A 25,893-nucleotide genomic window follows, 5' to 3' on the forward strand; every position below is an offset into this window, starting at 1 on the left:
AACACGCTGCCGTGTAGGGGGCCGGGATCGGCGGAGTTCCAAATGCCGAACGGCGCCGCTGGGGCGCCGTTCGCTGGAGCGGTTGATAGGGAAACGGCCAGGCCTCAGGCGCTGACGTTGCCCTTCTTTTCCTTCTGCTCGGAATAGATGTAGAGCGGCCGGGCGCTGCCGGTCACCACCTCATCCGAAATCACCACTTCCTGGACGCCTTCGAGAGCCGGAAGTTCGAACATCGTGTCGAGCAGGATCGCTTCCATGATCGAACGCAGGCCGCGTGCGCCGGTCTTGCGCTCGATGGCGCGCTTGGCGATCGCCGACAGCGCGTTCTCGTGGAAAGTCAGGTCGACGTTTTCCATCTCGAACAGGCGCTGGTACTGCTTGACCAACGCGTTCTTCGGCTCGGTCAGGATCTGGATCAGCGCCGGCTCGTCGAGATCCTCGAGCGTCGCCAGAACCGGCAGACGGCCGACGAACTCGGGGATCAGGCCGAACTTCAGCAGATCCTCAGGCTCGACCTGGCGGAACAGGTCGCCGGTACGGCGATCTTCGGGCGAGGCAACCGTGGCGCTGAAGCCGATCGAGGTCTTGCGGCCACGATCCGAAATGATCCTGTCGAGGCCGGCAAAAGCGCCGCCGCAGATGAACAGGATGTTGGCTGTGTCGACCTGCAGGAACTCCTGCTGCGGGTGCTTGCGGCCACCTTGCGGCGGCACGGAAGCGACAGTGCCTTCCATGATCTTGAGCAGTGCCTGCTGCACGCCTTCGCCCGAGACGTCGCGGGTGATCGAGGGGTTGTCGGACTTGCGCGAGATCTTGTCGATTTCGTCGATGTAGACGATGCCGCGCTGGGCGCGCTCAACATTGTAGTCGGCCGACTGCAGCAGCTTGAGGATGATGTTCTCGACGTCCTCGCCGACATAACCGGCCTCGGTCAGCGTCGTCGCATCGGCCATGGTGAACGGCACGTCGATGATGCGGGCCAGCGTCTGGGCGAGCAGGGTCTTGCCGCAGCCGGTCGGGCCGATCAGCAGGATGTTCGACTTCGCCAACTCGACGTCGTTGTTCTTGCCGGCATGCGCCAGGCGCTTGTAGTGGTTGTGGACGGCCACCGACAGCACGCGCTTGGCGTAGGGCTGACCGATGACGTAGTCGTCCAGAACCTTGAGGATTTCCTGCGGTGTCGGCACGCCCTCGCGCGACTTCACCATCGAGGTCTTGTTCTCCTCGCGGATGATGTCCATGCACAGTTCGACGCACTCGTCGCAGATGAAGACGGTCGGGCCGGCGATGAGTTTGCGTACCTCATGCTGGCTCTTGCCGCAGAACGAGCAATAGAGCGTGTTCTTGGAGTCGCCGCCGTTGCTGACCTTGCTCATCTTGTCCAAGTCCTTTCACTGCCGCCCGGCCGTTGGTCTGGCTGATGGGCGCATATGCAATCTAACGCCGGACACCGCCACCGCCAGTCCCTGGCCGCCGCAACGAGCTCCGTACAACTCACATTCCAGAAGTCGCTGCAACGAGTCGCGGCACCCTTGAACAACGCTAAGCCGTCGAAGCTCAACGCAGCCTTAACGTAGGCCGCCGCTTTCGCCGAGGGAACAGCAAAATGTGTCCGAAATGCCGCAGGGCATCTCAAAAATGCGAGATGTGACCTCGTAGGCAGGTCGCAGCACCCAATCACGAAGCGGTGGCACCCTCAACGGCTTCACGGCTGTCGATGACCTTGTCGATCAGACCGAAGTCGCGTGCCTCGTCCGCAGTCATGAAATGGTCGCGGTCGAGCGTCTTTTCAATGGTGTCGTAGTCCTTGCCGGTGTGCTTGACATAGACCTCGTTGAGACGGCGCTTAAGCTTGATGATGTCCTGGGCGTGGCGCTCGATATCCGAAGCCTGGCCCTGGAAGCCGCCCGAGGGCTGGTGCACCATGATGCGCGCGTTCGGCGTGGCAAAACGCATGTCCTTGTGGCCGGCGCAGAGCAGCAGCGAACCCATCGAGGCGGCCTGGCCGATGCACAGCGTCGAAACCGCGGGCCTGATGAATTGCATGGTGTCGTAGATCGCCATGCCCGAAGTCACCACGCCGCCTGGCGAGTTGATGTAGAGACTGATCTCTTTTTTCGGGTTCTCGGCTTCGAGGAACAGCAACTGGGCGCAGACCAGCGTCGCCATGCCGTCTTCGACCGGGCCGGTGATGAAGATGATGCGCTCCTTGAGGAGCCGCGAGAAGATATCGTAGGCGCGCTCGCCCCGGTTGGTCTGCTCGACCACCATCGGAACGAGGTTCATGTATGTTTCGACGGGGTTCTTCATCGACTATCCCTTTATCGAGATGGGATTCCAGCGCCGGACGGGCAGAATCGGTTCAGAGGCTTTGCCCTGTAAATAGGATGCCGTGTCATCATTGCGCAAGGCCGCTGAACACGCATGATTTCAGCTATCGCTAACTTTCGCTGCGACAGCTGGCTCAATGCTCGGCACTGGAACTTGCCGCAGCCACGGCGATATTGAAGCCACCAACCGATTTATGGCACTCGGTGCCCCTGCCCTGCGCCGGCGACATCAAGGCGCTGCACGCGTCTTGGAGAGCAACGCCCGTGACGGAAGCCAAGGACCACGAGACGATCAAGTTCTACGCGAACGAGGCGGAAGCTTATACGACACGGGGCCAACCGGCGAGCGTGAACCACCTACGCACCTTCATGGCGCGCCTGCCGAGGGGCGGCCGTGTGCTCGAACTCGGCTGCGGCGCTGGCCAGGACAGCGAAGCGATGCTGGGGGGCGGTTTCGACGTTGTACCGACCGACGGCACCCCCGAGATCGCCGCTGCTGCCGCGAAACGCCTCGGACGGCCGGTCAGAGTGCTGCTCTTCGAAGACATCGACGGCACTGAAAGCTACGATGGTGTTTGGGCCGACGCCTGCCTGTTGCATGTGCCGCGCGCGCAATTGCCATCGATTGTTGGTCAAGTGCATGCCGCGCTCAAGCCGGGCGGCGTATTCTACGCCAGTTTCAAGGCCGGCGAAGCCGAAGGACGGGATCGCTTCGGCAGGTACTACAACTATCCGTCTGCCGAATGGCTGGAACAGGCCTATGGCGCCGACCACTGGAGCGCCCTGGAAATCGGCCAAGAAACCGGAGGCGGTTATGACGGCCTGCCGACGGACTGGCTTCATGTCACGGCCACGAAGGCCGGCTAATTCGAACCAAATGGAATGCCCGCGATGAATGACCCCACCCAAACCAACAAACACTGGTCCAAGGTCGAGTACCTGCACGAGACAGTAAAGAACCCGAACATCCGCGTCCGCGGCACGCATAGCTACTACAGCAATGCCTGGACGGGATCGTTCGAAGAAAGCGTGGTGCGCTACCTCTATGGCGACGACTACAGCCTCAAGGCGTGGGAACCCGCATGGCCGATCGACCAACTCGATATCGGCGACTATGTCTGCATCGGGGCGGAGGCGGTGATCCTGCTCGGCGGCAACCATACGCACCGGACGGACTGGTTCAGCCTCTATCCCTTCGCCGAATTCATTGTCGACGCCTATGCCGGAAAGGGTAACACCACCATCGGCGACGGCGCGTGGATCGGCATGCGTGCCATGATCATGCCCGGCATCACCATTGGCGAAGGCGCGATCGTCGCGTCAGGCGCCATCGTCACCAAGGACGTGGCGCCCTACACGATCGTCGCGGGCAATCCGGCCGTGCCGATCAAGACCCGTTTTCCGCAGACTGTTGTCGACAGGCTGCTGGCACTGAAGGTCTACGCATGGCCGGCGGAGAAATTCGAGGCGTTGAAACCGCTGCTTTGCGCGAGCGAGATCGACGCACTCGCAACTGCTTCGGCAAAGTTTGACGAAGAGCGGTCCTGACTGCTCAGACCCTGATCACATATTCCTTCCGAGTCGTTTCAAGCACTTCCCAGCTTCCTTTGAAGCCGGGCCTGAGCACGAAGCTGTCGCCGGCGCGTACGGTGCGGGCCTCGCCGCCCTCCTCCGCGATCACCGAGACACCCGAAAGGATGTGGCAGAACTCCCATTCGTCATATTCGATACGCCATTTTCCGGGGGTCGATTCCCAGATGCCGGCGTAAAGGCCGCCTTCGGCCTCCTCGGCGTTCCAGGTGCGGAATTTCGGGTCGCCAGCGATCAGCCGGCCCTCCGCCGGAGAACCGGCCTCCGGCTCGATGCCATCGGTCCCGATTTTCAGAAATCTCGGCAAGGCCACCCCCGAATGCAAAAATGGCCCCGGCTTGGGGCCGGAGCCATTTTTGCACGGTCGATCAGGCCTTGGCCAGCGCCTGTTCGAGGTCGGCGATGATGTCGCTGACATCCTCGATGCCGACCAACAGGCGGACGACGTCAGGGCCGGCGCCCGCTGCCACCTTCTGCTCATCGGAGAGCTGGCGGTGGGTGGTGGACGCCGGGTGGATGACCAGCGACTTGGTGTCGCCGATGTTGGCAAGGTGCGAGAACAGCTCGAGGCCCTCGACGAACTTGACGCCGGCCTCGTAGCCGCCCTTGAGGCCGAAAGTGAAGACGGCACCCGCGCCCTGCGGCGAGTACTTCTTCATCAGCGCGTGGTTCTTGTCGCTCTTGAGGCCGGGATAGGCCACCCACTCGACCTTGGGGTGGTCGGAGAGCCAGCCGGCGACCGTCAGCGCGTTGTCGCAATGGCGCTGCATGCGCAGCGGCAGGGTCTCGAGGCCGGTGAGGATCAGGAACGCGTTGAACGGCGAGATCGCCGGGCCGAGGTCTCGCAGGCCAAGCACGCGCGCGGCGATGGCGAAGGCGAAATTGCCGAAGGTCTCGTGCAGCACGACGCCGCCATATTCGGGGCGCGGCTCCGACAGCATCGGATACTTGCCCGACTTCGACCAGTCGAAGGTGCCGCCGTCGACGATGACGCCACCGATCGAATTGCCGTGGCCGCCGATGAACTTGGTCAGCGAATGCACGACGATGTCGGCGCCATGCTCGATCGGGCGGATCAGGTACGGGCTTGCCAGCGTGTTGTCGACGATCAGCGGCAAGCCGTGCTTGCGGGCAATATCCGCCACCTTCTCGATGTCGACGAAGGTGCCGCCGGGATTGGCAAGGCTCTCGATGAAGATCGCCTTGGTCTTGGCGTCGATCTGCTTCTCGAAACCGGACAGATCGTTGGTGTCGGCCCAACGGACTTCCCAGCCGAAATTCTTGAAGGCATGGCCGAACTGGTTGATCGAGCCGCCGTAAAGCTTGTTGGCGGCGACGAAATTGTCGCCCGGACGCATCAAGTTGTGAAACACCAGCATCTGCGCGGCGTGGCCAGAGGCGGTGGCGAGTGCGGCCGTGCCGCCCTCAAGGGCCGCGATACGCTCTTCGAGCACGGCCTGGGTCGGGTTCATGATGCGGGTGTAGATGTTGCCGAAGGCCTTCAGGCCGAACAGCGAAGCGGCGTGGTCGGCATCATCGAAGACATAGGACGTGGTCTGGTAGATCGGCGTGGCGCGCGCGCCGGTGGCCGGATCGGGTTTCGCGCCGGCGTGGACGGCAAGCGTGTTGAAGCCCGGGGTACGCTGGGACATGGTTCTCTCCAAAGAATAGGTCCGTCAAATCGGCTGACATCTTTGGCGGAGCCGGCCACGGAATGCAAAGACGAAAATTTCCGACTAACCGGCCGTCGCGGACGAAATTTCCAATCGGCGCTGCAAAGCAACGGCTTCGGCCATCTACTTTGCGCGGATGCCGAAACTCTGGAAGCCTTGCCGCATCACCGGCCGCTTAGACGAAATCACGCCGGAATTGACGCCGGTCCAGCCGATCTCGCCTGCCAGCCTGGCGTATTCGATCTTGGGGCAGCGGTTCATGACGACCTTGATGCCGGCAGCTTCGGCGCGCGCGGCGGCTTCGTCGTGGCGCACGGTCAATTGCATCCAGACAACCTTGGGCAGCGGATCGAGCTTGAGCACTTCGTCGACGATGGCAGGCACGGCGCTCGACGCCCGGAAGACGTCGACAATATCGACCGCAACGGGGATGTCGGCAAGGCTGGCATAGGTCATCCGACCGAGGATTTCCTTGCCGGCATGGCCCGGGTTGACCGGGAAGACCTCGTAGCCCTTGGCGATGAGATATTTGGTGACGAAAAAGCTCGGTCGTACGTCGTTGGCCGAAGCACCGACGACGGCGATGGTCCTGACCGAATTCAGGATGCCGGCGATATAGGCATCATCGTAGGCGTCGTGGTTCATGGCCGTCCTCGTTCGACGGTTCCGGATACCGCCTTTCGGCAGTCGCCGCAAACCCGGTCGGCGATTTGGAGCCTCACGGCAGCGAGATGCTGCCATCCTCGGCGATGGGGAAATCGGGATTGTGGGCGACTTCCCAGAGGTGGCCTTCGGTGTCGGCAAAATAGCCGTACCAGCCGCCCCAGAAGGCGCGTTGAGCCTGTTTGACGATATGACCGCCGGCCCGCTCGGCAGCCGCCAGAATTTCATCCACTTCGGCTTCGGTGCGCGTGTTGTAGGCCAGCGAGACGCCGGAAAAGCCGCCCTTGCCACCGGCAATGCCCGCATCGGACGAAAGGTGCTCGCGCCCCCAAAGGCCGAGCACCAGGCCACCCATCTGGAAGAAGGCGACGCCTTCGGTGATCGATTGATTGCGCTTGAGCCCCATCGCCTCATAAAAGCGCACGGCACGGTCGAGATCGTCGACCCCCAGGGTCACGAGAGAAATCCGCGGTTCCACGCCTATTCTCCCTTCCACTCCGGCTGGCGCTTGTCGAGGAACGCACCGATGCCCTCCTCGGCGTCGCTTGCCAGCATGTTCTCGACCATCACCCGTGCGGCATGATCATAGGCTTCGACCAGCCCCATCTCGGCCTGGGCGTAGAACGCCTCCTTGCCGATCTTCAGTGTCGAAGACGATTTCGAAACAATGGTTTGGGCGTACTTGCCGACAATATGATTCAGGTATTCGCGGGGCACGACGCGGTTGACCAGGCCGAAGTCGCGCGCGGTCGTGGCGTCGATCGTCTCGCCGGTCAGCAGCATCTCCATCGCCTGCTTACGCGAGACGTTGCGCGACAGCGCCACCATCGGGGTGGAGCAGAACAGGCCGATATTGATGCCCGGCGTGCAGAAGGCAGCCTGATCGGTGGCGATAGCGAGGTCGCAGCTGGCGACCAGTTGCAGGCCGGCCGCGGTCGCCAGGCCATCGACTTCGGCGATGACAGGCTTGGGGTGGCGCACGATCGACTGCATCAGTGCCGAACAGCGCGACATGGTGAGCTCGAAGAAGGCACGGCCGCGGTCGGCATCGCTCCTGTGCGCCGTCATCTCCTTGAGGTCGTGACCAGCGCAGAAGACCTTGCCCTGCGCTGCAAGCAGAATGACGCGCACGGCCTTGTCGTCCCTCGCGCCGTCCAGTTGCGCCTGCAACGCGGCCATCGTCTCGATCGACAGGGCGTTGGCCGGCGGATTGGCGAGCACAATGCGCAGCACGCCTTTCTCGAGACTGGACCAAACCGGACCTTCCGGTGTGCTGCGCTTGATGGCGACGATTTCTGCCATAGTGTCCCCTGACTGATTCAATGCGGCGAAAGGAGAATCGCCAGCATCAAATTTGAGCCATATACGCTTGCACTCAAGTTTTAGTTCCCAACTGTCTCGGTTTGGAACGCAAAGGTTCGCAAGTGGCGGATGATGCGGGGCACGGCTCCGGAAACCCAATGGGGAGAGTTAATGCCCGAGCAGCACGGATTGGCGCCGATCATGACGGCAAGCGAGGTCAACGGCCTGTTGAGACAGGTCTACCCGCAGCTGAACGAACACCACGATTTCTACCAGGTCACGGAGGTCTACCCAGGCGGTTGCACGGTGCGGCTCAACGCCGATGAGCGCCACCTCCGACCCGGTGGAACAGTGTCGGGGCCGTCGCTGTTCACGCTCGCCGACATCGGTGGCTATGTCTGCGTGCTCAGCCATGCCGGGCCGGACGCGCTGTCGGTAACGACCAATCTCAACATCAATTTCATGCGCAAGGCTGAAGCCGGCCCGATCGACGGCCACTGCCGCATCCTGAAGCTGGGCAAGAGCCTGATGGTGTTCGATATCGACATCGTCGCCGGCCCGGAACAGCACACCGTGGCGCACGCAACCGGCACCTATTCGATCCCGCCGAAGCGGCAAAATGGTGAGGTAAAATAATACCTCTACCTTATCTTATTGTTTTTGCTTCATTTTACAGGACAACACCCGGTCCGAAGCGCTTGACGGGCTAGGCGCCCTCGCCTATAAGCCCAACCAAAGCAGCGGCCCGCATCGGGTCGCCGTTTTGTTATTGGCGTCGGGCAGCGTCTCTCGCCAATGAAAGCAACAAGAAACGCCTTCTCCGGAAGGTCCCAAACGAAAGCATGTAACCATGGCAACCTTTTCGCAGAAGCCTGCGGACGTGGTGAAGAAGTGGGTGCTGATCGACGCCGAGGGTCTCGTCGTCGGCCGTCTCGCCACTATCGTCGCCAACATCCTCCGCGGCAAAAACAAGCCCACCTTCACGCCCCACGTCGACGACGGTGACAATGTCATCATCATCAACGCCGACAAGGTCGTGTTCACCGGCAAGAAGTTCACCGACAAGGTGTATTACTGGCACACCGGCCACCCCGGCGGCATCAAGGAGCGCACCGCGCGCCAGCTGCTCGAAGGCCGTTTCCCCGAGCGCGTTCTCGAGAAGGCAGTTGAGCGCATGATCCCGCGTGGTCCGCTCGGCCGTCGCCAGATGAAGAACCTTCGCGTCTATGCAGGCGCCGATCATCCGCATGTCGCTCAGCAGCCCGTGACGCTCGACGTCGGCGCGCTGAACGCCAAGAACAAGAAGGCCTCGTAATCATGGCTGATCTCAGCTCGCTCGCAGAACTCGGCACCGTCGCTGTCGCCGCACAGCCGGCAGCTCCGGTCCACGTCCAGAAGCTCGACAAGAGCGGCCGCGCCTATGCCACCGGCAAGCGCAAGGACGCCATCGCCCGCGTCTGGGTGAAGCCCGGCTCCGGCAAGATCGTCGTCAACGGCAAGGAATTCGCGGCCTATTTCGCCCGCCCCGTGCTGCAGATGATCCTGAACCAGCCGATCGTCGCGGCAAACCGCGTCGGCCAGTACGACATCATCGCCACCGTCGTCGGCGGCGGTCTGTCGGGCCAGGCCGGTGCCGTTCGTCACGGCATTTCCAAGGCGCTGACCTACTACGAGCCGACGCTGCGCGGCGTGCTCAAGAAGGGCGGCTTCCTGACCCGCGACAGCCGTATCGTCGAGCGTAAGAAGTACGGTAAGGCCAAGGCCCGTCGTAGCTTCCAGTTCTCGAAGCGCTAAGCGTCTCGAACTTCAGCTTCGGAAAGGCCGCCTTCGGGCGGTCTTTTCTTTTTGCATGCCGTTGGGCCATGGCTGACGTATGATCCCTGCGTAGATGCCGACAGTCCGGCTGGAGAGATCTCAATGGTCCGCATGCTCGCATTGGCAGTCGCAGTGACCTTCGCCGCCCCCGCCACAACGGTGGACGCCGCCACCAACAAGTTCCTGAAATGGTCGTCGCAGTTCGACACCTGCTGGATGCGGGCCAATGAAAAGGCGCTGGAGAAGGGTGCCGATGCAAGGAAGGCCGCCAAGAAGGCCGACAACCACTGCAAGAAGCTGGGGCGAAAGATGCTAAAGGAGGGCGGCTCGAAATATTCGCTCAAGGACCGGCGCAAGGCTCTCCGGAAGTCCAGCGAGTACTAGCTGGCGGTGCCCGTCGTCACCCATCGCTCCTATCAGTTGGTCGGCGCAGATACTTGCTCCTCGCCCATTGCAGCTGCCACCGATTCATCAGTATCGGCATAAGGCACGCGATAGCCGTTGGCCGACAGCCACTCGATCGCGGCACTTGGTTCGTCGGTCTGGATCATGGTGGCGCCGCGTTCGGCCCAGAAGCCGAACACCTCGTTGGGAAAACCTGCTGCCACAGCCAGTTCGTCACCGCGCCCGCCGGAGAGAAAACCGCCGGGCTTGTTGACGATGGCATGGGTGTCGACCCAGATGTGCCAGTTGTCGCGGATGGCCGCGGCCTTCACCTTGGCCGAAAACAGCGGCCCGCCTGACGCTGTCATCTCTTCGGCTTCGCCGCGCCAGGTGATCATTTCCACCGCCCGCGCCGAGAATGCCCTCCCCGCCGACTCGATGAAGCCGGCGTCGCGCACCGCATCGTCGGCGATGATCGGCATGAACTGGAAACCACTACCGACCTGGCTCATGGTTTGCTTGACCGAAGTCACGCGTTCGGCGCTCCAGAGGTTTGCCTTGACCACGACCTGCTCTTCCATGCCCATGGCGCGCGCCAGCGCCACCATGTCGGCGAGGTCGGCAGTCTCCAGCTTGTTGTCGAGATTGACCAGGATCTTGCCCTTGGTGGCCTCGAGCATTTCCCGCAGTGTCGGCACCGACTCGGCGGTGACGGCGCCGGTGCCTTCGACGACGAGCCGGCAGTGCCTGAGTTCGTCCATCGTGCGGGCGATGACCTCGCCCTTGCAATTGGTGGTCCGGTCGAGCCAGCTGTCATGCATGACGATCAACTCGCCGTCCTTCGAACGGCGTATATCGATCTCGATCATTTCGGCGCCCAAGGAGATGACGCCGCGGATCGAAGCGATGGAGTTTTCGGGATAGCGCGCCTTGCCGGCCTCCAGCCCGCCGCCACGATGGGCCACGACCATGACATGGTCGCGCCAACGATTGGCATTTTCGTAGCGCTCGAGGATCTGCTCGACGCGGGAACCGGCATGGCCCGCGGTGACAATGCCGAGTGTAAGAAGCAGCGAGGCTGCGCCTGCCAGGACTGTCCGCATCGGAATCGCTCCAAGGCTAGAGGATGCGTGCAACGACCTACCCGGCTGCGATGACAGGGGCGTGTAAGGCAGATGACATTCAAATGACCCGAGAAAAGCGCCGGCTACGGCCCTGTCATACGCAGTGCGCTACGGGGCTGGCATCTTGCGCCCTGCTTCTGTAGTTCTTGCGCCTCGCATCCCGAAAGACCGACTGAGGAGACTGCCCATGCCCGCTTCATCGATCGATCACGCCTTTACCGCGCGGACGAACACCGGCCGTTCGAGTGATCCGACCTATGCAGGGGCACTGTCTTTCATGCGCCGCAAATATTCGAAGAACGTCGCCGGCGCCGACGCTGTCGTCTGGGGTATTCCGTTCGATGCCGCCGTCACCAACCGGCCCGGCGCACGCTTCGGCCCGCAGGCGATTCGCCGCGCGTCGGCGATCTTCGACTGCGACCCCCAATATCCGTTCAACCGCGACCTGTTCGAGGATCTCTCGGTCGTCGACTATGGCGACTGCCTGCTCGACAGCGGCAATCACCAGAAGACGCCTGGGACTATCGAGCGCGAGGCGGCCAAGATCCTCAAGTCCGGCGCCTTCCTGCTGACGCTCGGCGGTGACCATTACGTGACCTGGCCGGTGCTGAAGGCGCATGCCGCGATCCACGGTCCGATGGCGCTGGTGCAGTTCGACGCCCACCAGGACACCTGGCCAGACGACGGCAAGCGCATCGACCACGGCTCGTTCGTCGGGCGCGCGGTGCGTGACGGCATCATCGACCCCGACCGCTCGATCCAGATCGGCATACGGACGCACGCGCCGGAGGATTTTGGCATCAAGATCCTCTACGGCCACGAAGTGGAGGAAATGCGCGCCGCCGACATCGCCTATGCGATTGGCGAGCGTACCGGCGGCAAGAAGACCTATGTCACCTTCGACATCGACTGCCTTGACCCGGCATATGCACCCGGAACGGGCACGCCTGTCGCAGGTGGCCCTTCATCGGCCAAGATCCTTTCGGTGCTGCGCCAGATGACCCAGATCGATATTGTCGGCGCCGATATCGTGGAGGTTGCGCCGGCCTACGACCATGCCGATATTACGGCCATCGCCGGATCGACAGTCGCGATGCACTATCTCGGCCTGCTGGCTGAACGGAAGGCACGAGACAACGGCTAAGGCGATGATTCAACGGCTTGCCGGCTTGAGTCCGATTTTGGCCACAACCCTCTGACACTGCTTAATTTTCGACGGAACGACAGACAATGAAACCGAAAATCTTCATCGACGGCGAGCACGGCACCACGGGCCTCCAGATCCGTACGCGACTTGCCGCCCGCGACGATCTTGCCGTCCTGTCGATTCCGGAGGCCGAGCGCCGCAACGTCGATCTCAGGGCCGAGCGGCTGCACGAGGCCGACGTCGCCATCCTGTGCCTGCCCGACGATGCATCCAAGGAGGCTGTGCGCATCCTTGAAGGCAACAATTCGACGCGCGTCATCGACACCTCGACGGCGCACCGCGTCCACCCTGACTGGGCCTATGGTTTCGCCGAGATGGACGCTGCCCAGCGCCAGCGCATCGCCGATGCACGGCTGGTCGCCAACCCGGGCTGCTATCCCACCGGCGCCATCTCGCTCATCCGCCCGCTGGTCGCGGCAGGCATCCTGCCCGCCGACTATCCGGTCAGCGTCAATGCCGTCTCCGGCTATACCGGCGGCGGCAAGCAGATGATCGCCCAAATGGAGGACCCCAGCCGGGAGGATCACATCGCCTCGCCGCATTTCCTCTACGGGCTGCCGCTGATGCACAAGCACGTTGCCGAGATGAAGCAGCACGGCCTGCTCGAGCGGCGGCCGATCTTTGCGCCGTCGGTTGGCCGCTTTGCCCAGGGCATGATCGTGCAGGTGCCGCTGCACCTCGCCGATCTCAACGGGGCGGTGTCGATCGCCGACATCCACGCGACTCTCGCTGCGCACTACGCCGGGCAGGACATCGTCGAAGTCGTGCCGCTGGCGACCAGCGCCAAGCTCGACCGCCTCGACCCGACCGAACTGGCCGACAGCGACCGCATGAAGCTCTACGCCTTCGGCACCGAAGGCCAGGGCCAGGTCAATCTGGTCGCCCTGCTCGACAATCTCGGCAAGGGCGCCTCGGGTGCAGCCGTGCAGAACATGGACCTGATGCTCGGGCTCAAGCACTAAGGTGGATCAGGCTGCTTTTCCAGCGCGCTGGAACGTCAGCGATCCGCAGCTCATCGCAGAGACATTCTCCAGCCGCATCTGGAAAGTGCGGCTGGCCGACGGCGGTCCAGCGGTGATCAAAGCCCTCAAGCCGTTCGATGATGTCGCCGACGAGCTGCGCGGCGCGCATTATCTGTCGTGGCGCGATGGCGTGGGCGCGGTGCGGCTGCTTGGTTTCGACGGGCACAACATGCTTCTCGAATATGCCGGCGACAGGCTTCTGGTCGATGAGCTGAACGATTCTGGCGACCGACATGCGACTGACATCGCCAACGAGGTGATGGCAAGGCTGTTGTCGCCGTCCGACATCCCTCCCCCTGCCGACCTGCAGCCGCTGAGAGAGCGGTTCGCCAGCCTGTTCAAGAAGGCCCGGATCGACCACCATGCCGGCGTGGAGAGCCCCTATGTCGAGGCAGCCGCGGTTGCCGAGCGGCTACTGTCAAACCCGCACGAATTGCGCGTGCTGCATGGCGACCTGCATCACGACAACGTCCTGCTTGGCGAGCGTGGCTGGCTGGTGATCGATCCGAAGGGCATTCTTGGCGACCCCAGCTTCGACGCGGCCAATTTCTTCTACAATCCGCTGGACCGCCAGGGCGATCTTTGTCTCGATCCGGAGCGCATCGCGCATATGGCCGAGACCTTTGCCAAAACGCTTGGCCAGCGCCCCGACGCGGTCCTCGACCATGCCATCGCCTGGGGCTGCCTGTCGGCTTCCTGGCACGCGGAAGACAACAACGACGAGGACGAACAGAGCGAACTCGGCGTGGTCGCTGCAATCCGCGACGTGCGCTCTAGCTTCTGACTTCCACGTCGTTCTCCAGGGCATAAGCGCCCTTGGTGCCGCGCCAATGGGCGGTGGCGAAGATCAGCACGACCAGCGCGAATCCCTGATGCAGCAGTGCCCAGTGCATATGCGCCTGCATAAGCAATGTGCCGACGCCGATAGCGCCCTGCCCCACGATCAGCAGCGCCAGCAGCCATGCCCGGCGCGCATGCGTCGACCCAGGTGCTGCACGCATCGTCGAAAATGCGTGCCACAGCGCCACCACTAGAACCGTATAGGCAAACATGCGGTGGACGAACTGGACCGTCTTGGGGCTTTCGAAGAAGTTGCGCCATATCGGCTCGATGACGAGCAGATCACCGGGAACGATGGCGCCATCCATCAGCGGCCAGGTATTGTAGGAGAGGCCGGCATGCAGGCCGGCGACCAGCGCGCCGAGATAGATCTGGAACATGACCAGCAGCACCATGATGCCCGAGAAGCGCTGGACGCGGCGATCGGCCTGCGTTTGCGAATAGGTCGCGAGGCCGCGCGCGATGTAGGTGACGGCCATGACGATGATGCAGGCGAAGGTCAGATGGATCGCCAACCGGTACTGGCTGACCGAAACCCGCTCCGAAAGACCCGAGGCAACCATCCACCAGCCGATGAAGCCCTGGAAGCCGCCGAGCGCCAAAAGTCCGACCAAGCGCGGCTTGAGGCGGCGTTCCAGGCGGCCGGTGAGCCAGAAGAAGGCAAGCGGAATCGCCACCAGGAAGCCGACGCCGCGGGCAAGCAAACGATGCGCCCACTCCCACCAGAAGATGCCCTTGAACTCGTCAACGGTCATGCCCTTGTTGATCTGCTCGTATTGCGGGATCTGCTGGTATTTTTCGAACTCTTCCTGCCATTCGGCCTGATTGAGCGGTGGGATGACGCCGTGGATCGGTTTCCATTCGGTGATGGAAAGTCCCGAACCGGTCATGCGCGTGGCGCCGCCGACCATGACAAGAGCGAACAGGACCAGGAGCACGACATAGAGCCAGCCGCGCACGAACGTGCGATTGCGCAGTTCGCGGTTTCGCTCGGCAAGCGGTGCGGCGGTGTTGGTCATGGCTGACATTGCAATCGTTCCCGGCTCGTTCGAAACCGCGGGACTGGTGGACCATAGCGGCCCCGCTGGCAAGTTCGGCCCACGCGACACGCAGTCGCGCCGCATGTCCTCACCGGTTGCGCCGGTTGGCCAGAGCGACTATGCGGAACCTGGACAAAGGATCAAGAAATGCCCGTGCGCGTCAAGAAGCTGATCGGAACCGTGCTGCTGGTGCTGCTGGTGATCGTCTACGCGCTGATCGCGACCATGGTGGCGGTGGCACAGCTGTCGCAGTCGGGCCCGGTCGTCCACCTCGCCTTCTTCTTCTTCAGCGGGCTGCTGTGGATCCTGCCGGCGATGTGGATCATCAAGTGGATGCTCAAGCCGTCCAAGGCTGCCGAACGCTAAACATCACACAGTGACGACCCGCCGGCCGCCGTTGGCCAGCAGCGTCGTCGTGCCCGACAGCATGGCCCGCACCGCCGCGAGATCCTGATACCTGCCGTTGACCGAAAGCCTGGGAAGGGCGTGCAGGTTACCGGCATGCTCGGGCCGCAGGATTCCGTGACGCGTGGTCACCGCCGAGAGATAGCCTGCCTCGCGCGCCAGTTCGGTCTCGCGCAAACCCGCCGCCGCCGGATAGCCGTAGGGATAGGCAAAATGGCGCGGTGCATAGCCAAGCTCGGCCTCGATCATGCTGCGCGAGCGGTACATCTCGCGCAATGCGGCTTCCCTGCTCAAACGCTTGAGATTGTAGTGGTGCACGGTATGCGCGCCGATGGTGACCAGCGGGTTCTCGGCACAGCGCCTGATCTCGTCCCAGTTCATCAGCAGCTTGCGGTTGAGGGCCGAAGCGTCGACGCCGGCCATTTCGGCCCAACGGCGCAGAACAGCGCGCTGATCTTCCTCGCGCACGTCCGTGGTGATATGGGCCGACAAGCGCCGGAAAGCGTTCGATCGTCCTTCCGGCGTCGAGCAATCGAGTTTCACCTCGCCCTCCGGCATGGCCACGGAAAGCGCCTTTCCTGCCTCGACAATGTCGTCGAGCACCTCCCACCAAAGATCGGCGTCGCCGCCGGTCAGGCCCGAGGCGACGTAGATGGTCATTGGGGCTGCGTGTTTTTCCAGAACAGGGAGCGCTTCGGTGAGGTTATCACGATAGGCATCATCGGCAGTCAATGCCGCAAACCGGCCGCCCTTGTCGCCCAAGCGCAGGCGCGCCACCGCCTCATCCATGGAGACGAAGGCATATCCCATCCGCTTCATCTCGCCGATCAGCGCGTCGAGGAAGTGCGGCGCGATGCTGAGATGGCGGTTGGGCCCCCCCGGCCGCTCGAGGAAGGCAGTGACCCGATGCAGCATGAGAATAGCACCGACGCTGCCGACGAGCGGCCTGGCCAGCGCACCCAGCCCTGCATATCCGATCAGCATGAGAGCCAGCTTACGGGCTGCGTCGATCATTCCTTCACCTTTGGTGCGTAGGCTTGGCCGCATCGAACACGCAGGGAACGCGTTCCACATGCCGATGAATAGCCGGCAAGGATTGAAGTATGGTTGACGCCGCCCCCCGCGAAAACAGCGCCTTGTTGCGCCAGGGCGCGAATGCTGGCGACATCCTGACCGCTGTCGCCATTCCAGCCACGCGCGAGGCAATCAAGGCCTATGGCAAATCGGCAGGAGTCTCGGCACCGGCACAATGCCCGGGATGGGTGTCTACCTGGATCGAAACGAACAATGTCGATGCGGTGATTGCGACGCTGAACGCCAAGGGACGGCCGGTGCTGTCCGTTGCGCTTGAGGTCAGCCACGAAGGGCCGTTCCGCATTGCCCGATTTCTCAGCGGCAAGCACGCGAACGGCAATTTTCCTGCAACTGACAGGAACTGGCTTGCAACGGCAAGCACTGCCGAGATTGAAAGCCTCATCGGCTCGATCCGCCGGGCACGTCCGGATATCGACGTGGTCGCGTTCGACCGCCTCATCACCGATCTCGACGGGCTGCCCAATCCGCTGCTCAAGCTCATTTCCACGCCTAGCCCCAACGTCGCCCTGGGAGTCGACCTGGTCGGCGGTTTCGAGGCTGTTCTGACGCGCACCAGCGGCAAGAAGAAACGCAAACGGCATCGCAGCCAGGAACGCAAGTACGACGCCGTGGGCGGTGCCCGCCGTATCGTTGCGACGACAGAAGCGGACGTCAACGCCATGCTGGACGCGTTCTTCGCGATGAAGGAACAGCGTTTTGGCGCTATGGGCATTACCGACGTCTTCGCCGATGCCGGCGTCCGTACATTCTTCCGCAAGCTGTTTGTCGATGCACTGCAGAAAGACCCGTCGCCCTTTATCCTTCACGGCTTGGACGTCGGCGGAAAATACCGCGCGGTCACCGGGTCGAGCCGCGCCGGCAACCGCATGGTCTGCGAATTCGGCGCCATCGCCGACGACGAACTGGGCTATGTCAGCCCGGGCGAATACCTGTTCTTCGACAACATCTCCGAGGCTTGCGACCAGGGCTTCGACATCTACGATTTCAGCGTCGGCGACGAGCCGTACAAACGGCAATGGTGCGATATCGAAATCCAGCACGCCGACGTTCTGGTGCCGATGACGGCAAAGGGCCGGCTCTATGCGCTCGGGCTGAAGTCGACCGCGCGGCTCAAGAGCGCGGTCAAAAACAACACCACGTTATGGGCCGTGGTAAAGCGTCTGCGTTCGGGCGTGCGCGGTAAGGCTTCGCCTGCAGGGGAAGACTAGGCCGCCGAGCGCGTCGGCTGTGGCGTCGTCGGCAAGTCATGGCCAACCGGAGTCACCAGGATGACATCCTCATAGCCGCCAGCACGCAGGCCATCGGCCACATCGGCGATCTCGTCGTCATGCTGAAGGAAGCTGACCAGCACCTCGGTACCGTCGCCGACCAGGCGCCTGATCTCGTCGGCATCGGCCGGGCCGCATTCGACGACCACCAGATCATAGGCCGTCGTCAACGATTCCATGATGATCGGCAACCGATCGGCGGCACGCATGGCGCGCGCCGGATCGGCGGTGCCCACCGGCAGGACATCGCAGTCCGAATAGTGGTCGGCGCGGATGACATCGCTAAACTGGGCCTCCGAAGCCAGCAGGTTGGTGATGCCGGGATAGCGGCCACCATCGAGCATCGGCCGAGAGGCAGCACCTGAGGCGGTCAGATCGAGCAACAGCACGCGCAGGCCGGTGTCGGCCACTTCGCGGGCCACAAGTACCGCGGTCGCCGCCGCGTCATCACCTTCGGGCGAAATGAAGATTGCGCGCGCGGCACCGCCAGCGATGAGCCTTTCGGCTGCGGTCTCGATGCTGATGCCGGCATGGGGCTTGGCCGGCATTGCAGCGACGAGAGGCTCTTCGTCGTCAAGCGGCTGAACTTCGGGCTGCGCATCTTCGTATTCGACGGCGACGACCGGCTCTCCGGCATCATCCCACGACCGGGGCTCCGCTTCGTCGGGCAGGCTTGCCGCGCGGCGCACCGGCATGGGAACCTGTGTCACCGGTGACACGCGGGAACCGGCAGCCGGGCGCATCGCACGGCCGGAGAACAGCTCCCGCAGCAATGTGAAGATTGCCATCAACAGCAGCGAACCGACGAATGCCGCACCGACGATCGGCATGACCTTGGGGAAATAGGATTCGGACGGCACGATGGCGCGCGAAAAGACGCGTGCGTCGACCGGAAGATAGTTGCGATCCTGGCGCGATGAGGCCTCGCGGTAGCGGGTCAGGTAGGATTCGAGAAGCGCGCGCTGGGCGGCGGCTTCGCGCTCGAGCGCCCGCAACTCGACTTCTTCTTCCGACACCCGCCCGGATTCCACTTTCAGCCTGTTGAGGTCGGCAACCAGCTGCTTTTCGCGAAGATCGGCGCTCGCAGCCTCATTAACCAGGCCCGCAAGAACCTTTTCCGCCTGCGCACGTATCTGGACATCCAGGTCGGCAAGTTGGGAATTGAGCGCCTTGATGCGTGGATGATTGGGCAGCAGGGTCGTCGAAAGATCGGCAATGTCGGTCCGCAGTTGGATCTGCCGCTCGCGCAGGCGCTGGATAAGGCCCGAAGACAGAACCTCCGGCACCGCGTCGATCGAGCCGCCGTTCTTCAATGCCTGGCGCACGCTCTGGGCTGTCGCCTCGGCGGCCGAGCGGTTGGCACGAACGCGCGACAATTCGCTGGAGAGTTCGGAAAGCTGCTGGGTGGCAAGCGCAGAATTGTTCTGGCCGATCAACAGGTCGGACTGCGACCGGAAGCTGGCGACGCGCGCTTCGGCATCCTTGACGCGCTGGTTCAGGTCGGCGATTTCGGGCTTCAGCCAGTCGGTCGCCTCGGTGCTCGACTCGAGCTTGGACGTGCGCTGGAAGGCCAGATAGGCGTCGGCAATGGCGTTCGGCACTTCCGCGGCGAGCTTGGGATCCGATGACGAGAACTGGATGACGATGACGCGCGACTTCTCGACGCGATAGATGGTCAGCTGCTCGCGGAACGCCTTGAGTACACGTTCCTCCGGCGGCATTTCATTTGGATCGGCCTTGAGCCCGGCAATGACCAGAAAACGCGAAATCGTCGACATTTCTTCGGCCGCGTCGAATTCCGGCCGGCTTGCCAGATCGAGCTGCTTGGCAACCTGCTTGAGGATGTCGGTCGAACCAATGACCTCGACCTGACTGGTCACCCCCTCCTCGTCGAGCATGGGTCGTTCGTTCTCGCCGCTGCCGTCGGGTCGCGTGAAGACCGATTCCCGCGTTTCGATCAAAAGGCGCGTCTCGACGCGGTAATGAGGCGTCGCCAGCGAAGCAAGCACAAAGGCCAGACCGGTGACGGCCAATGCAACCAACAGCAAGCGCAGCCAGTTTCTCGCAAGACTGGCGAAGAGATGGCCGAGATCAACATCGACATCACCGGCAGTGGATTGGACGCCAGACATGCATTCCTACTCCCGAGGCTAGGCAGGCTGCATGGTAAACAAACATGGTAACTCAGGCGTTAACATCGCCGAGCGGCACTCTCCTGCGCTCAAGCAAGATCGCCCCGCCCTTTACCCGGCATTAACCCTAACAAGACGATAACGGACGCGAACCGATATCCCGCAGCGTGGCGGCAAGCAGTCGAAGGTGTGTCTGCCGAAATGAAAAGCTCCCTTGCCGTCAGCCACGCGCTTGTTGCCGTCATGCTCGCCCTCACCGGCTGCTCGAGCTACAAACCGGCACCGGCTGCTTTTCATGAGGTTCTCGACCAGCCCTACCGCCTCGGCGCCGGCGACCGCATCCGAGTCACCGTGTTCGAGCAGGAAGGACTGACCAACACCTACAGCGTCGACCAGTCGGGCTACATATCCTTCCCGCTCGTCGGCGGCGTTGCGGCGCGCGGCTACACCGCGCAGGAAGTCGAGAAGGCATTGGCAGCCAAGCTGCGCCAGGGTTATCTGCGCGATCCCGACGTTTCGGTCGAGGTCGACCGCTACCGGCCGATCTTCGTCATGGGCGAAGTCGGAGCCGCAGGCCAATATTCCTATGTTCCCGGTCTGACCGTGCAAAAGGCCGTGGCCATGGCCGGCGGCTACAGCGCCCGCGCCAACCAGGGCAATGTCGACATCACCCGCGACATCAACGGGAAAGTGATGACCGGTCGCGTCGTGACCAGCGACCCACTCCTGCCCGGTGATACGATCTACGTCCGCGAACGGCTGTTCTAAGTCGCCGTGCAGCAGACCGTGCCCCGCAAACTCCGGATCGTCCACTGCTTCAGGTCGCCGGTCGGCGGCATCTTCAGGCATGTGCGCGACCTGACCGAGGCGCAGGTGGCAGCCGGCCATCAGGTCGGCATCATCTGCGACTCGACGACCGGCGGCGAACACGAGGAGCGCCTGTTCGAGGCGATCCGGCCCATGCTCGCACTGGGCATCAAGCGCACATCAATGCAGCGCCACGTCGGCCCCGGCGACATTGCCGACGGCTGGCGCACCTACAAGATCATCAAGGAATTGCGGCCGGACGTGCTGCACGGGCACGGCGCCAAGGGTGGCGTCTATGCACGTGCGTTCGGCTCACTGTTGCGGGTTTCAAGGTATTGCGTGGCCCGCCTCTATTCGCCGCATGGCGGCAGTCTGCACTATGACGAGAGGACCGTCACCGGAAAGCTGTTCTTCGGCCTCGAACGCCTGATGGAACGCTTCACCGACCACCTCTTGTTCGTCTCCGACTACGAACGCCGCACCTTCATCCGCAAGGTCGGCGCGCCGCGCGTGCCGAACAGCCTGGTCTACAACGGGCTGAGAGACGAAGAATTCGAGCCAGTGCCCGCCGGCGGCGCCGACTTTCTCTATATCGGGATGATGCGCGACCTGAAGGGCCCGGACCTTTTCATCGATGCGCTGGCCAGGCTGCGGCAAGATCTCGGCCGCAAGGTCACCGCCGTGATGGTCGGCGACGGCGAGGACCTGCCGCGCTACCGTGCGCAGGTCGAAAGACTTGGCCTCGCCGACGACGTCCGCTTCATGCCGCCCATGCCGGCCCGGCAGGCATTCGCCCTTGCCGGCTGCGTCGTGGTGCCCTCGCGTGCCGAAGCCATGCCCTACATCGTGCTCGAGGCGTTGGCCGCGGGCAAGCCGATCATTGCGACTGCCGTCGGCGGCATTCCTGAAATCCTGGGAGCAAACTCCCCTGCCCTTGTCATGCCAAGTGCCGAGGAAATCAGCAAGAAGATGCGATTGGTGCTGGAAAGGCCCGATACATACGCAAAACTGATGCCTGGGACTGTCGATCTGAAGTCCCGCTTCGGGGTGGCTGTGATGGCCAGCGATGTCGAGAAAGCATATTTCTCGGCCCTCTTGCCGCGCCGCGGCTGAATACCTTTAGAAGTCGCCCGACCCGCTCAAGAGTTTCTTAGCTCATCTTTGCTATGCCGATCTGGCAATCGGGCAGCCGACCAACAGATCGACGACAATGACCAACTCCGACCCCAAGCACCGCTTCAGCGCGGAAGCCGTCAAGGCGGCTAGCGGCGACGGCACGAAGTCCGATACCGCCAAGCTGAGCAGCGTCGCCCAGGAAGTGGCGGCCCAATACCGGCGCGACACCATGTCCCCGGTCATGGTCAGCGGCTGGCTGCGCCTCGCCGAGTTCGCTTTTCTTGTTGTGTCAGGACTGGCGCTCTATGCCTACCATGTCGGCTTCCTCAGCCATCTCAGCTGGCAATACCCGCTGGTCATCCTGGCTGGGTCGTTTGCAGCGGTCCTCTTCTTCGAAGTCATGGACTGCTACCAGTTGCAATCGCTGCTGCGGCCGAGCGGCTCGATCGGGCGGATCGCCCTGGGTTGGGCAACGACCTTCGCGCTGATGTCGCTTACGGCCTTCTTCATGAAGGTTTCGGCAGAATATTCCCGCCTGCTGTTCGGCAGCTGGTTCGTCCTTGGCCTGTCGTTGCTGATCGGGTTGCGCCTGGTCATGGCGCGCGTCATCCGCAAGTGGGCGCGCAACGGGCGGATGGAGCGGCGCGCCGTCATCGTCGGCGGCGGCAAGGCCGCCGAGGTGCTTATCCGATCGATCGAACAGCAGCCCTACAACGACATCCGCATCTGCGGCATCTTCGACGACCGCGACGACAGGCGCTCGCCGCCGATCGTCGCCGGCTATCCGAAGCTGGGGACCGTCTCGGAACTGCTGGAGTTCGCTCGCATCGCCCGCATCGACATGCTGATCGTCTCGCTGCCGCTGACGGCGGAGACCAGGGTGCTGCAGCTGCTGAAGAAACTGTGGGTGCTTCCGGTCGACATCCGGCTGTCGGCGCATTCCAACCAGTTGCAGTTCCGGCCACGCGCCTATTCCTACATCGGCGCCGTGCCGATGCTCGACATCTTCGACAAGCCGATCAACGACTGGGATTCGGTTGCCAAACGCGCATTCGACATCGCTTTCAGCCTGCTCGGCATCATCGTCTTTTCGCCTGTCATGATCGCCACCGCCATCGCCATCAAGCTCGACAGCAAGGGCCCGATTCTGTTCCAGCAGAAGCGCCATGGCTTCAACAACGAGGTGATCGAGGTCTACAAGTTCCGCTCGATGTATACGGACCAGTCGGACCCGTCGGCGCGCAAGAGCGTGACCAAGAACGACCCGCGCGTCACCCGTGTCGGCCGGTTCATCCGAAAGGCCTCGATCGACGAGCTGCCGCAGTTCTTCAATTCGCTGTTCGGCAGCCTGTCGCTCGTCGGTCCACGCCCGCACGCGATCGCGGCCCAATCGCACAACCTGCTCTACAATGAAGTGGTCGATGGCTACTTCGCCCGCCACAAGGTCAAGCCCGGCGTCACCGGCTGGGCACAGATCAACGGCTGGCGCGGCGAGATGGACACCGACGAGAAGATCCGCAAGCGCACGGAATTCGATCTCTACTACATCGAGAACTGGTCTCTCTGGTTCGACATGAAGATCCTGTTCCTGACGCCGATCCGCCTGCTCGACACGGAAAACGCCTATTGAGCGCGATCACCTACGAGCTGCCGCGGGCTGCGATCAATGCCAAGCTGATCGGGCTGATTTCCACCGGCGCCATTGCGCTGGGCGTGTTGCTGTCCGGGTTCGTCATCCGCGAGCCTGCCCCATACGAGCTCTACATGGCCGGGCTGATCGCCGTCTGGTCGCTCTTCGGGTTGCGCATCACGCGGGCCATCACGCCGCTGGTTGTCCTGCTCGTGGTGTTCAACATCGGCGGCATGATTTCGATGACCCAGATGTCGAACCTGATGGGCACGCCGCTCTATCTCGCGGTGTCGCTGTTCCTGGCATTCACCGCGATCTTCTTTGCCGCGGTGACCGAGACCGATCCGAAGCTCTACCGGGTCATCTTCCTGTCCTGGGTAACGTCGGCCGTGGTCACTTCGGTGCTCGGCATTCTCGGATATTTCGGCGCCGTGCCAGGGGCCGAGATGTTCACCAAGTTCGGCCGCGCCGCCGGCGCCTTCCAGGACCCCAACGTCTTCGGGCCGTTCCTGGCCCTGCCAGGCATCTACCTGCTCTTCCGCGTCTTGACCGAACGTCCCGCCAGGATGGCGCTGCATGCGGTGCTGCTGCTGGTCGTCACCGGCGGAATCTTCCTGTCCTTCTCGCGCGGTGCCTGGGGCCTGTTTGGCGCGTCGGCAATCCTGCTCACCGGCTTCCTGTTCCTGCAGAGCAACAGCGGCCGTTTCCGGCTCAGGATCGCAGTCATGAGCATGGCCGTCGTGACATTGCTGGCTGCCGCACTGCTCGTCGCGCTCCAGATTCCCGGCATCGGCGAACTGTTCGCGACACGCGCCCAGCTCGTCCAGGACTATGATGGGGCGCGGCTCGGCCGCTTCGCCCGCTACGCCATCGGTTTCCTGCTGGCCACCGAAAAGCCGCTCGGCATCGGTCCGCTGGTCTTCGGCCAGATCTATGGCGAGGACACGCACAACATCTGGCTCAAGGCGCTGATGGACTATGGCTGGCTCGGCTTCGCCAGCTACCTGACGCTGATCGTGTGGACCGTAGCCGCTGGCTTCCGCATCCTCCTGCGCAACCGGCCGTGGCAGCCCTACCTGCTGTCTGCCTATGTCGTGTTCCTCGGCCACATCGCCCTTGGCACCGTCATCGACACCGACCACTGGCGCCATTTCTACCTGCTGCTCGGGCTGATCTGGGGCGCGATCGCGCTCGAGGCACGCCACCAGCGCGCCTTCGACGCCGCCAACTGACGCGGTCATTGCCGGCGATTGCGCCCATCATTCCGGCTTGGCGAACGTTGCGGCACCCATTTGCCGGCTCAAATTGCCGTGAGCGATTTGTGACACAGAGTTACCGCTCGGCCAGTGGCAATCGGACAGATAGGCGCCTATGTGTCTGTGGTAAGCGAAATGGCCGACAAAAAATTCCGGCTACGCTACCGAAAAGTGAAAGGAATAATACAATGAACAAGCTCATCCTCGCCGCTTCCGCATTTGCTCTTATGACCGGCGCTGCACTTGCTTCCTCCTCTGACGGTGTTGTTGCCAAGATCAATGCCGACGCTCGCGTCATTACTCTCGAGAGCGGCCAGAGCTACACCGTTCCGCGTGACGTTGCTCTGCCCGCGATCCAGGCCGGCGAAAAGATCTCGATCCAGCTCAACGACGAAGGCGACCGCGTCCAGAGCGTTCTGCGCTAAGCCGCCACCAACGATGGCTTGATGCCCCAATCAAACTGTCGCGATTGCCAAAAGAAAGCCATGGGTCCTCCCACCCATGGCTTTCTTTGCGTTTGGCGCCCGGGCAACCGGCAACATGCGATGGGCCAACAGCTAGAACCCAACGCATCCGCAAACGACTGCGCCTTGAGGCACCCGCATGCTCGGCGCCTCCCTTGCCTGGCTGGCTGAAGCCCCTCCTCCCTATCCCTCTCGTCCACGCCCCGCGACCGCTAGGCGACAAGGTCCAGCCATCCTCCACTGAGTGCGGCGGCCAGACCCCAATACTTGGTGCCCTGCATCAAGAGATAGCAGCCTGCGAAAGAAGGCCATCGGCCCTTCTTTGCGTTTGGACTTCCGGATAGCCACCGAGCAACCCGCTCTCTCGGCGCCCGCCGCACTCATCCGCCGGAAATCCCATCACCGCATGCCGGCAGCCCCAAAGCCAGCGCCCCCGGCATCGCCTGCCCCTTTGTACCAGGCGCAGGCACCAATTCCGCACTGACAACGCCGGCCACCAGAGTTCGGGCATCCACCGCAACGAGTCACATCCGCAGCCGGCCATTGCACACACGGAGCCGCTTTTGTGAACAGTCCGGCACCATTTGCCGGCTCAACACGGCGTGACTGCTTTGTGAATCAGAGTGACCACCCGGCCCGTAGCAATCACAGAGATAGGCACCTATCTGATGATGGTAAGCGGAACGACCGAATAAATACCTCGGCCTCGCTACCGAAAAATGAAAGGAAT

General features: G+C 62.7%; 27 protein-coding genes. 16 read left to right on the forward strand and 11 right to left on the reverse strand.

Annotation, left to right across the window (positions count from 1 at the left end; all coding sequences use genetic code 11):
- Positions 1 to 104: 104 nt before the first annotated feature.
- Together clpX and CO731_RS19640 are read right to left on the reverse strand one after the other, a co-directional pair.
- A complete protein-coding gene (gene clpX / locus CO731_RS19635) occupies positions 105 to 1,376 on the reverse strand; it encodes an ATP-dependent Clp protease ATP-binding subunit ClpX (RefSeq protein ID WP_108608454.1) in 1,272 nt (423 codons plus the stop codon).
- A 301-nt stretch (positions 1,377 to 1,677) separates the two neighbouring features.
- Complete coding sequence (locus CO731_RS19640; RefSeq protein ID WP_108608455.1) at positions 1,678 to 2,310, reverse strand: ATP-dependent Clp protease proteolytic subunit; 633 nt, start codon at positions 2,308 to 2,310, stop codon at positions 1,678 to 1,680.
- A gap of 284 nt (positions 2,311 to 2,594) precedes the next feature.
- On the opposite strand from CO731_RS19640, the gene CO731_RS19645 reads away from it, so the two are divergent.
- Positions 2,595 to 3,197 carry a class I SAM-dependent methyltransferase gene (locus CO731_RS19645; protein ID WP_108608456.1) on the forward strand — a complete coding sequence of 201 codons (603 nt, stop codon included), beginning with the start codon at positions 2,595 to 2,597 and terminating at the stop codon, positions 3,195 to 3,197.
- A 24-nt stretch (positions 3,198 to 3,221) separates the two neighbouring features.
- A complete protein-coding gene (locus CO731_RS19650; protein ID WP_108609938.1) occupies positions 3,222 to 3,878 on the forward strand; it encodes a CatB-related O-acetyltransferase in 657 nt (218 codons plus the stop codon).
- A 4-nt stretch (positions 3,879 to 3,882) separates the two neighbouring features.
- On the opposite strand, the gene CO731_RS19655 is transcribed toward CO731_RS19650, so the two are convergent.
- From CO731_RS19655 to CO731_RS19675, 5 genes are all read right to left on the reverse strand, one after another.
- Positions 3,883 to 4,227: a cupin domain-containing protein gene (locus CO731_RS19655; protein WP_245439420.1), complete on the reverse strand. Its 345-nt coding sequence runs from the start codon at positions 4,225 to 4,227 to the stop codon at positions 3,883 to 3,885.
- Positions 4,228 to 4,288: 61 nt separating this feature from the next.
- Positions 4,289 to 5,572 (reverse strand): O-acetylhomoserine aminocarboxypropyltransferase, encoded by a 1,284-nt coding sequence (locus tag CO731_RS19660; protein WP_108608458.1) that lies wholly within the window; start codon positions 5,570 to 5,572, stop codon positions 4,289 to 4,291.
- Between the two features lie 144 nt (positions 5,573 to 5,716).
- The gene (locus CO731_RS19665) at positions 5,717 to 6,238 is read right to left on the reverse strand and encodes a CoA-binding protein (RefSeq protein WP_108608459.1); all 522 of its coding nucleotides are present in this window, start codon (positions 6,236 to 6,238) and stop codon (positions 5,717 to 5,719) included.
- A 73-nt stretch (positions 6,239 to 6,311) separates the two neighbouring features.
- The gene (locus CO731_RS19670; protein ID WP_108608460.1) at positions 6,312 to 6,734 is read right to left on the reverse strand and encodes a VOC family protein; all 423 of its coding nucleotides are present in this window, start codon (positions 6,732 to 6,734) and stop codon (positions 6,312 to 6,314) included.
- 2 nt (positions 6,735 to 6,736) lie between these two features.
- Positions 6,737 to 7,558 (reverse strand): enoyl-CoA hydratase, encoded by an 822-nt coding sequence (locus CO731_RS19675; RefSeq protein WP_108608461.1) that lies wholly within the window; start codon positions 7,556 to 7,558, stop codon positions 6,737 to 6,739.
- 171 nt (positions 7,559 to 7,729) lie between these two features.
- On the opposite strand from CO731_RS19675, the gene CO731_RS19680 reads away from it, so the two are divergent.
- The 4 genes from CO731_RS19680 to CO731_RS19695 all read left to right on the forward strand — a co-directional run bounded on the left by CO731_RS19680 (position 7,730) and on the right by CO731_RS19695 (position 9,757).
- On the forward strand, positions 7,730 to 8,194 hold the full coding sequence (locus CO731_RS19680; protein WP_108608462.1) for a PaaI family thioesterase: 465 nt from the start codon (positions 7,730 to 7,732) through the stop codon (positions 8,192 to 8,194).
- A 214-nt stretch (positions 8,195 to 8,408) separates the two neighbouring features.
- Positions 8,409 to 8,873: a 50S ribosomal protein L13 gene (gene rplM, locus CO731_RS19685; protein WP_108608463.1), complete on the forward strand. Its 465-nt coding sequence runs from the start codon at positions 8,409 to 8,411 to the stop codon at positions 8,871 to 8,873.
- Between the two features lie 2 nt (positions 8,874 to 8,875).
- A complete protein-coding gene (gene rpsI / locus CO731_RS19690; RefSeq protein ID WP_108608464.1) occupies positions 8,876 to 9,352 on the forward strand; it encodes a 30S ribosomal protein S9 in 477 nt (158 codons plus the stop codon).
- 123 nt (positions 9,353 to 9,475) lie between these two features.
- The gene (locus CO731_RS19695; RefSeq protein ID WP_108608465.1) at positions 9,476 to 9,757 is read left to right on the forward strand and encodes a hypothetical protein; all 282 of its coding nucleotides are present in this window, start codon (positions 9,476 to 9,478) and stop codon (positions 9,755 to 9,757) included.
- A 32-nt stretch (positions 9,758 to 9,789) separates the two neighbouring features.
- Here the strand turns inward: CO731_RS19695 and CO731_RS19700 are convergent, their stop codons facing one another.
- Positions 9,790 to 10,860, reverse strand: a complete 1,071-nt coding sequence (locus tag CO731_RS19700; protein WP_108608466.1) for a glycerophosphodiester phosphodiesterase family protein — start codon at positions 10,858 to 10,860, stop codon at positions 9,790 to 9,792.
- 208 nt (positions 10,861 to 11,068) lie between these two features.
- Here CO731_RS19700 and speB point away from each other — a divergent pair, with 208 nt between their 5' ends.
- The 3 genes from speB (at position 11,069) to CO731_RS19715 (ending at position 13,894) form a co-directional block, all read left to right on the forward strand.
- Positions 11,069 to 12,025, forward strand: a complete 957-nt coding sequence (speB, locus tag CO731_RS19705) for an agmatinase (RefSeq protein WP_108608467.1) — start codon at positions 11,069 to 11,071, stop codon at positions 12,023 to 12,025.
- Positions 12,026 to 12,111: 86 nt separating this feature from the next.
- Positions 12,112 to 13,050: an N-acetyl-gamma-glutamyl-phosphate reductase gene (gene argC, locus CO731_RS19710; protein WP_108608468.1), complete on the forward strand. Its 939-nt coding sequence runs from the start codon at positions 12,112 to 12,114 to the stop codon at positions 13,048 to 13,050.
- Between the two features lies 1 nt (position 13,051).
- Positions 13,052 to 13,894, forward strand: a complete 843-nt coding sequence (locus CO731_RS19715) for an aminoglycoside phosphotransferase family protein (protein WP_108608469.1) — start codon at positions 13,052 to 13,054, stop codon at positions 13,892 to 13,894.
- Here the strand turns inward: CO731_RS19715 and CO731_RS19720 are convergent.
- The gene (locus CO731_RS19720) at positions 13,884 to 14,978 is read right to left on the reverse strand and encodes a COX15/CtaA family protein (protein ID WP_108608470.1); all 1,095 of its coding nucleotides are present in this window, start codon (positions 14,976 to 14,978) and stop codon (positions 13,884 to 13,886) included. The two genes, CO731_RS19715 and CO731_RS19720, sit on opposite strands and share 11 nt — an antisense overlap.
- Positions 14,979 to 15,137: 159 nt before the next feature.
- On the opposite strand from CO731_RS19720, the gene CO731_RS19725 reads away from it, so the two are divergent.
- Positions 15,138 to 15,356: a DUF2842 domain-containing protein gene (locus CO731_RS19725; RefSeq protein ID WP_108608471.1), complete on the forward strand. Its 219-nt coding sequence runs from the start codon at positions 15,138 to 15,140 to the stop codon at positions 15,354 to 15,356.
- 3 nt (positions 15,357 to 15,359) lie between these two features.
- Here CO731_RS19725 and CO731_RS19730 read toward each other — a convergent pair whose 3' ends face one another.
- Positions 15,360 to 16,409 (reverse strand): polysaccharide deacetylase family protein, encoded by a 1,050-nt coding sequence (locus CO731_RS19730; RefSeq protein ID WP_108608472.1) that lies wholly within the window; start codon positions 16,407 to 16,409, stop codon positions 15,360 to 15,362.
- 89 nt (positions 16,410 to 16,498) lie between these two features.
- Here CO731_RS19730 and CO731_RS19735 point away from each other — a divergent pair, with 89 nt between their 5' ends.
- The gene (locus CO731_RS19735) at positions 16,499 to 17,698 is read left to right on the forward strand and encodes a GNAT family N-acetyltransferase (RefSeq protein WP_108608473.1); all 1,200 of its coding nucleotides are present in this window, start codon (positions 16,499 to 16,501) and stop codon (positions 17,696 to 17,698) included.
- On the opposite strand, the gene CO731_RS19740 is transcribed toward CO731_RS19735, so the two are convergent.
- Entirely contained in the window at positions 17,695 to 19,890 is a 2,196-nt protein-coding gene (locus CO731_RS19740; protein WP_108608474.1) for an exopolysaccharide transport family protein, read from the reverse strand. The genes CO731_RS19735 and CO731_RS19740 overlap by 4 nt on opposite strands.
- 201 nt (positions 19,891 to 20,091) lie before the next feature.
- On the opposite strand from CO731_RS19740, the gene CO731_RS19745 reads away from it, so the two are divergent.
- The 5 genes from CO731_RS19745 (at position 20,092) to CO731_RS19765 (ending at position 25,124) form a co-directional block, all read left to right on the forward strand.
- Complete coding sequence (locus CO731_RS19745; RefSeq protein ID WP_108609939.1) at positions 20,092 to 20,658, forward strand: polysaccharide biosynthesis/export family protein; 567 nt, start codon at positions 20,092 to 20,094, stop codon at positions 20,656 to 20,658.
- An 18-nt stretch (positions 20,659 to 20,676) separates the two neighbouring features.
- Entirely contained in the window at positions 20,677 to 21,810 is a 1,134-nt protein-coding gene (locus CO731_RS19750) for a glycosyltransferase family 4 protein (RefSeq protein ID WP_108609940.1), read from the forward strand.
- Between the two features lie 97 nt (positions 21,811 to 21,907).
- On the forward strand, positions 21,908 to 23,443 hold the full coding sequence (locus tag CO731_RS19755) for an undecaprenyl-phosphate glucose phosphotransferase (protein ID WP_108608475.1): 1,536 nt from the start codon (positions 21,908 to 21,910) through the stop codon (positions 23,441 to 23,443).
- Complete coding sequence (locus CO731_RS19760; protein ID WP_108608476.1) at positions 23,440 to 24,675, forward strand: O-antigen ligase family protein; 1,236 nt, start codon at positions 23,440 to 23,442, stop codon at positions 24,673 to 24,675. Before CO731_RS19755 ends, CO731_RS19760 begins: the two co-directional genes overlap by 4 nt.
- Before the next feature lie 212 nt (positions 24,676 to 24,887).
- Positions 24,888 to 25,124 carry a DUF1344 domain-containing protein gene (locus CO731_RS19765; RefSeq protein ID WP_108608477.1) on the forward strand — a complete coding sequence of 79 codons (237 nt, stop codon included), beginning with the start codon at positions 24,888 to 24,890 and terminating at the stop codon, positions 25,122 to 25,124.
- Positions 25,125 to 25,893 lie beyond the last annotated feature (769 nt).

Origin of the sequence: Aminobacter sp. MSH1, from assembly GCF_003071665.1 — a bacterium.
GTDB lineage: Bacteria > Pseudomonadota > Alphaproteobacteria > Rhizobiales > Rhizobiaceae > Aminobacter > Aminobacter niigataensis.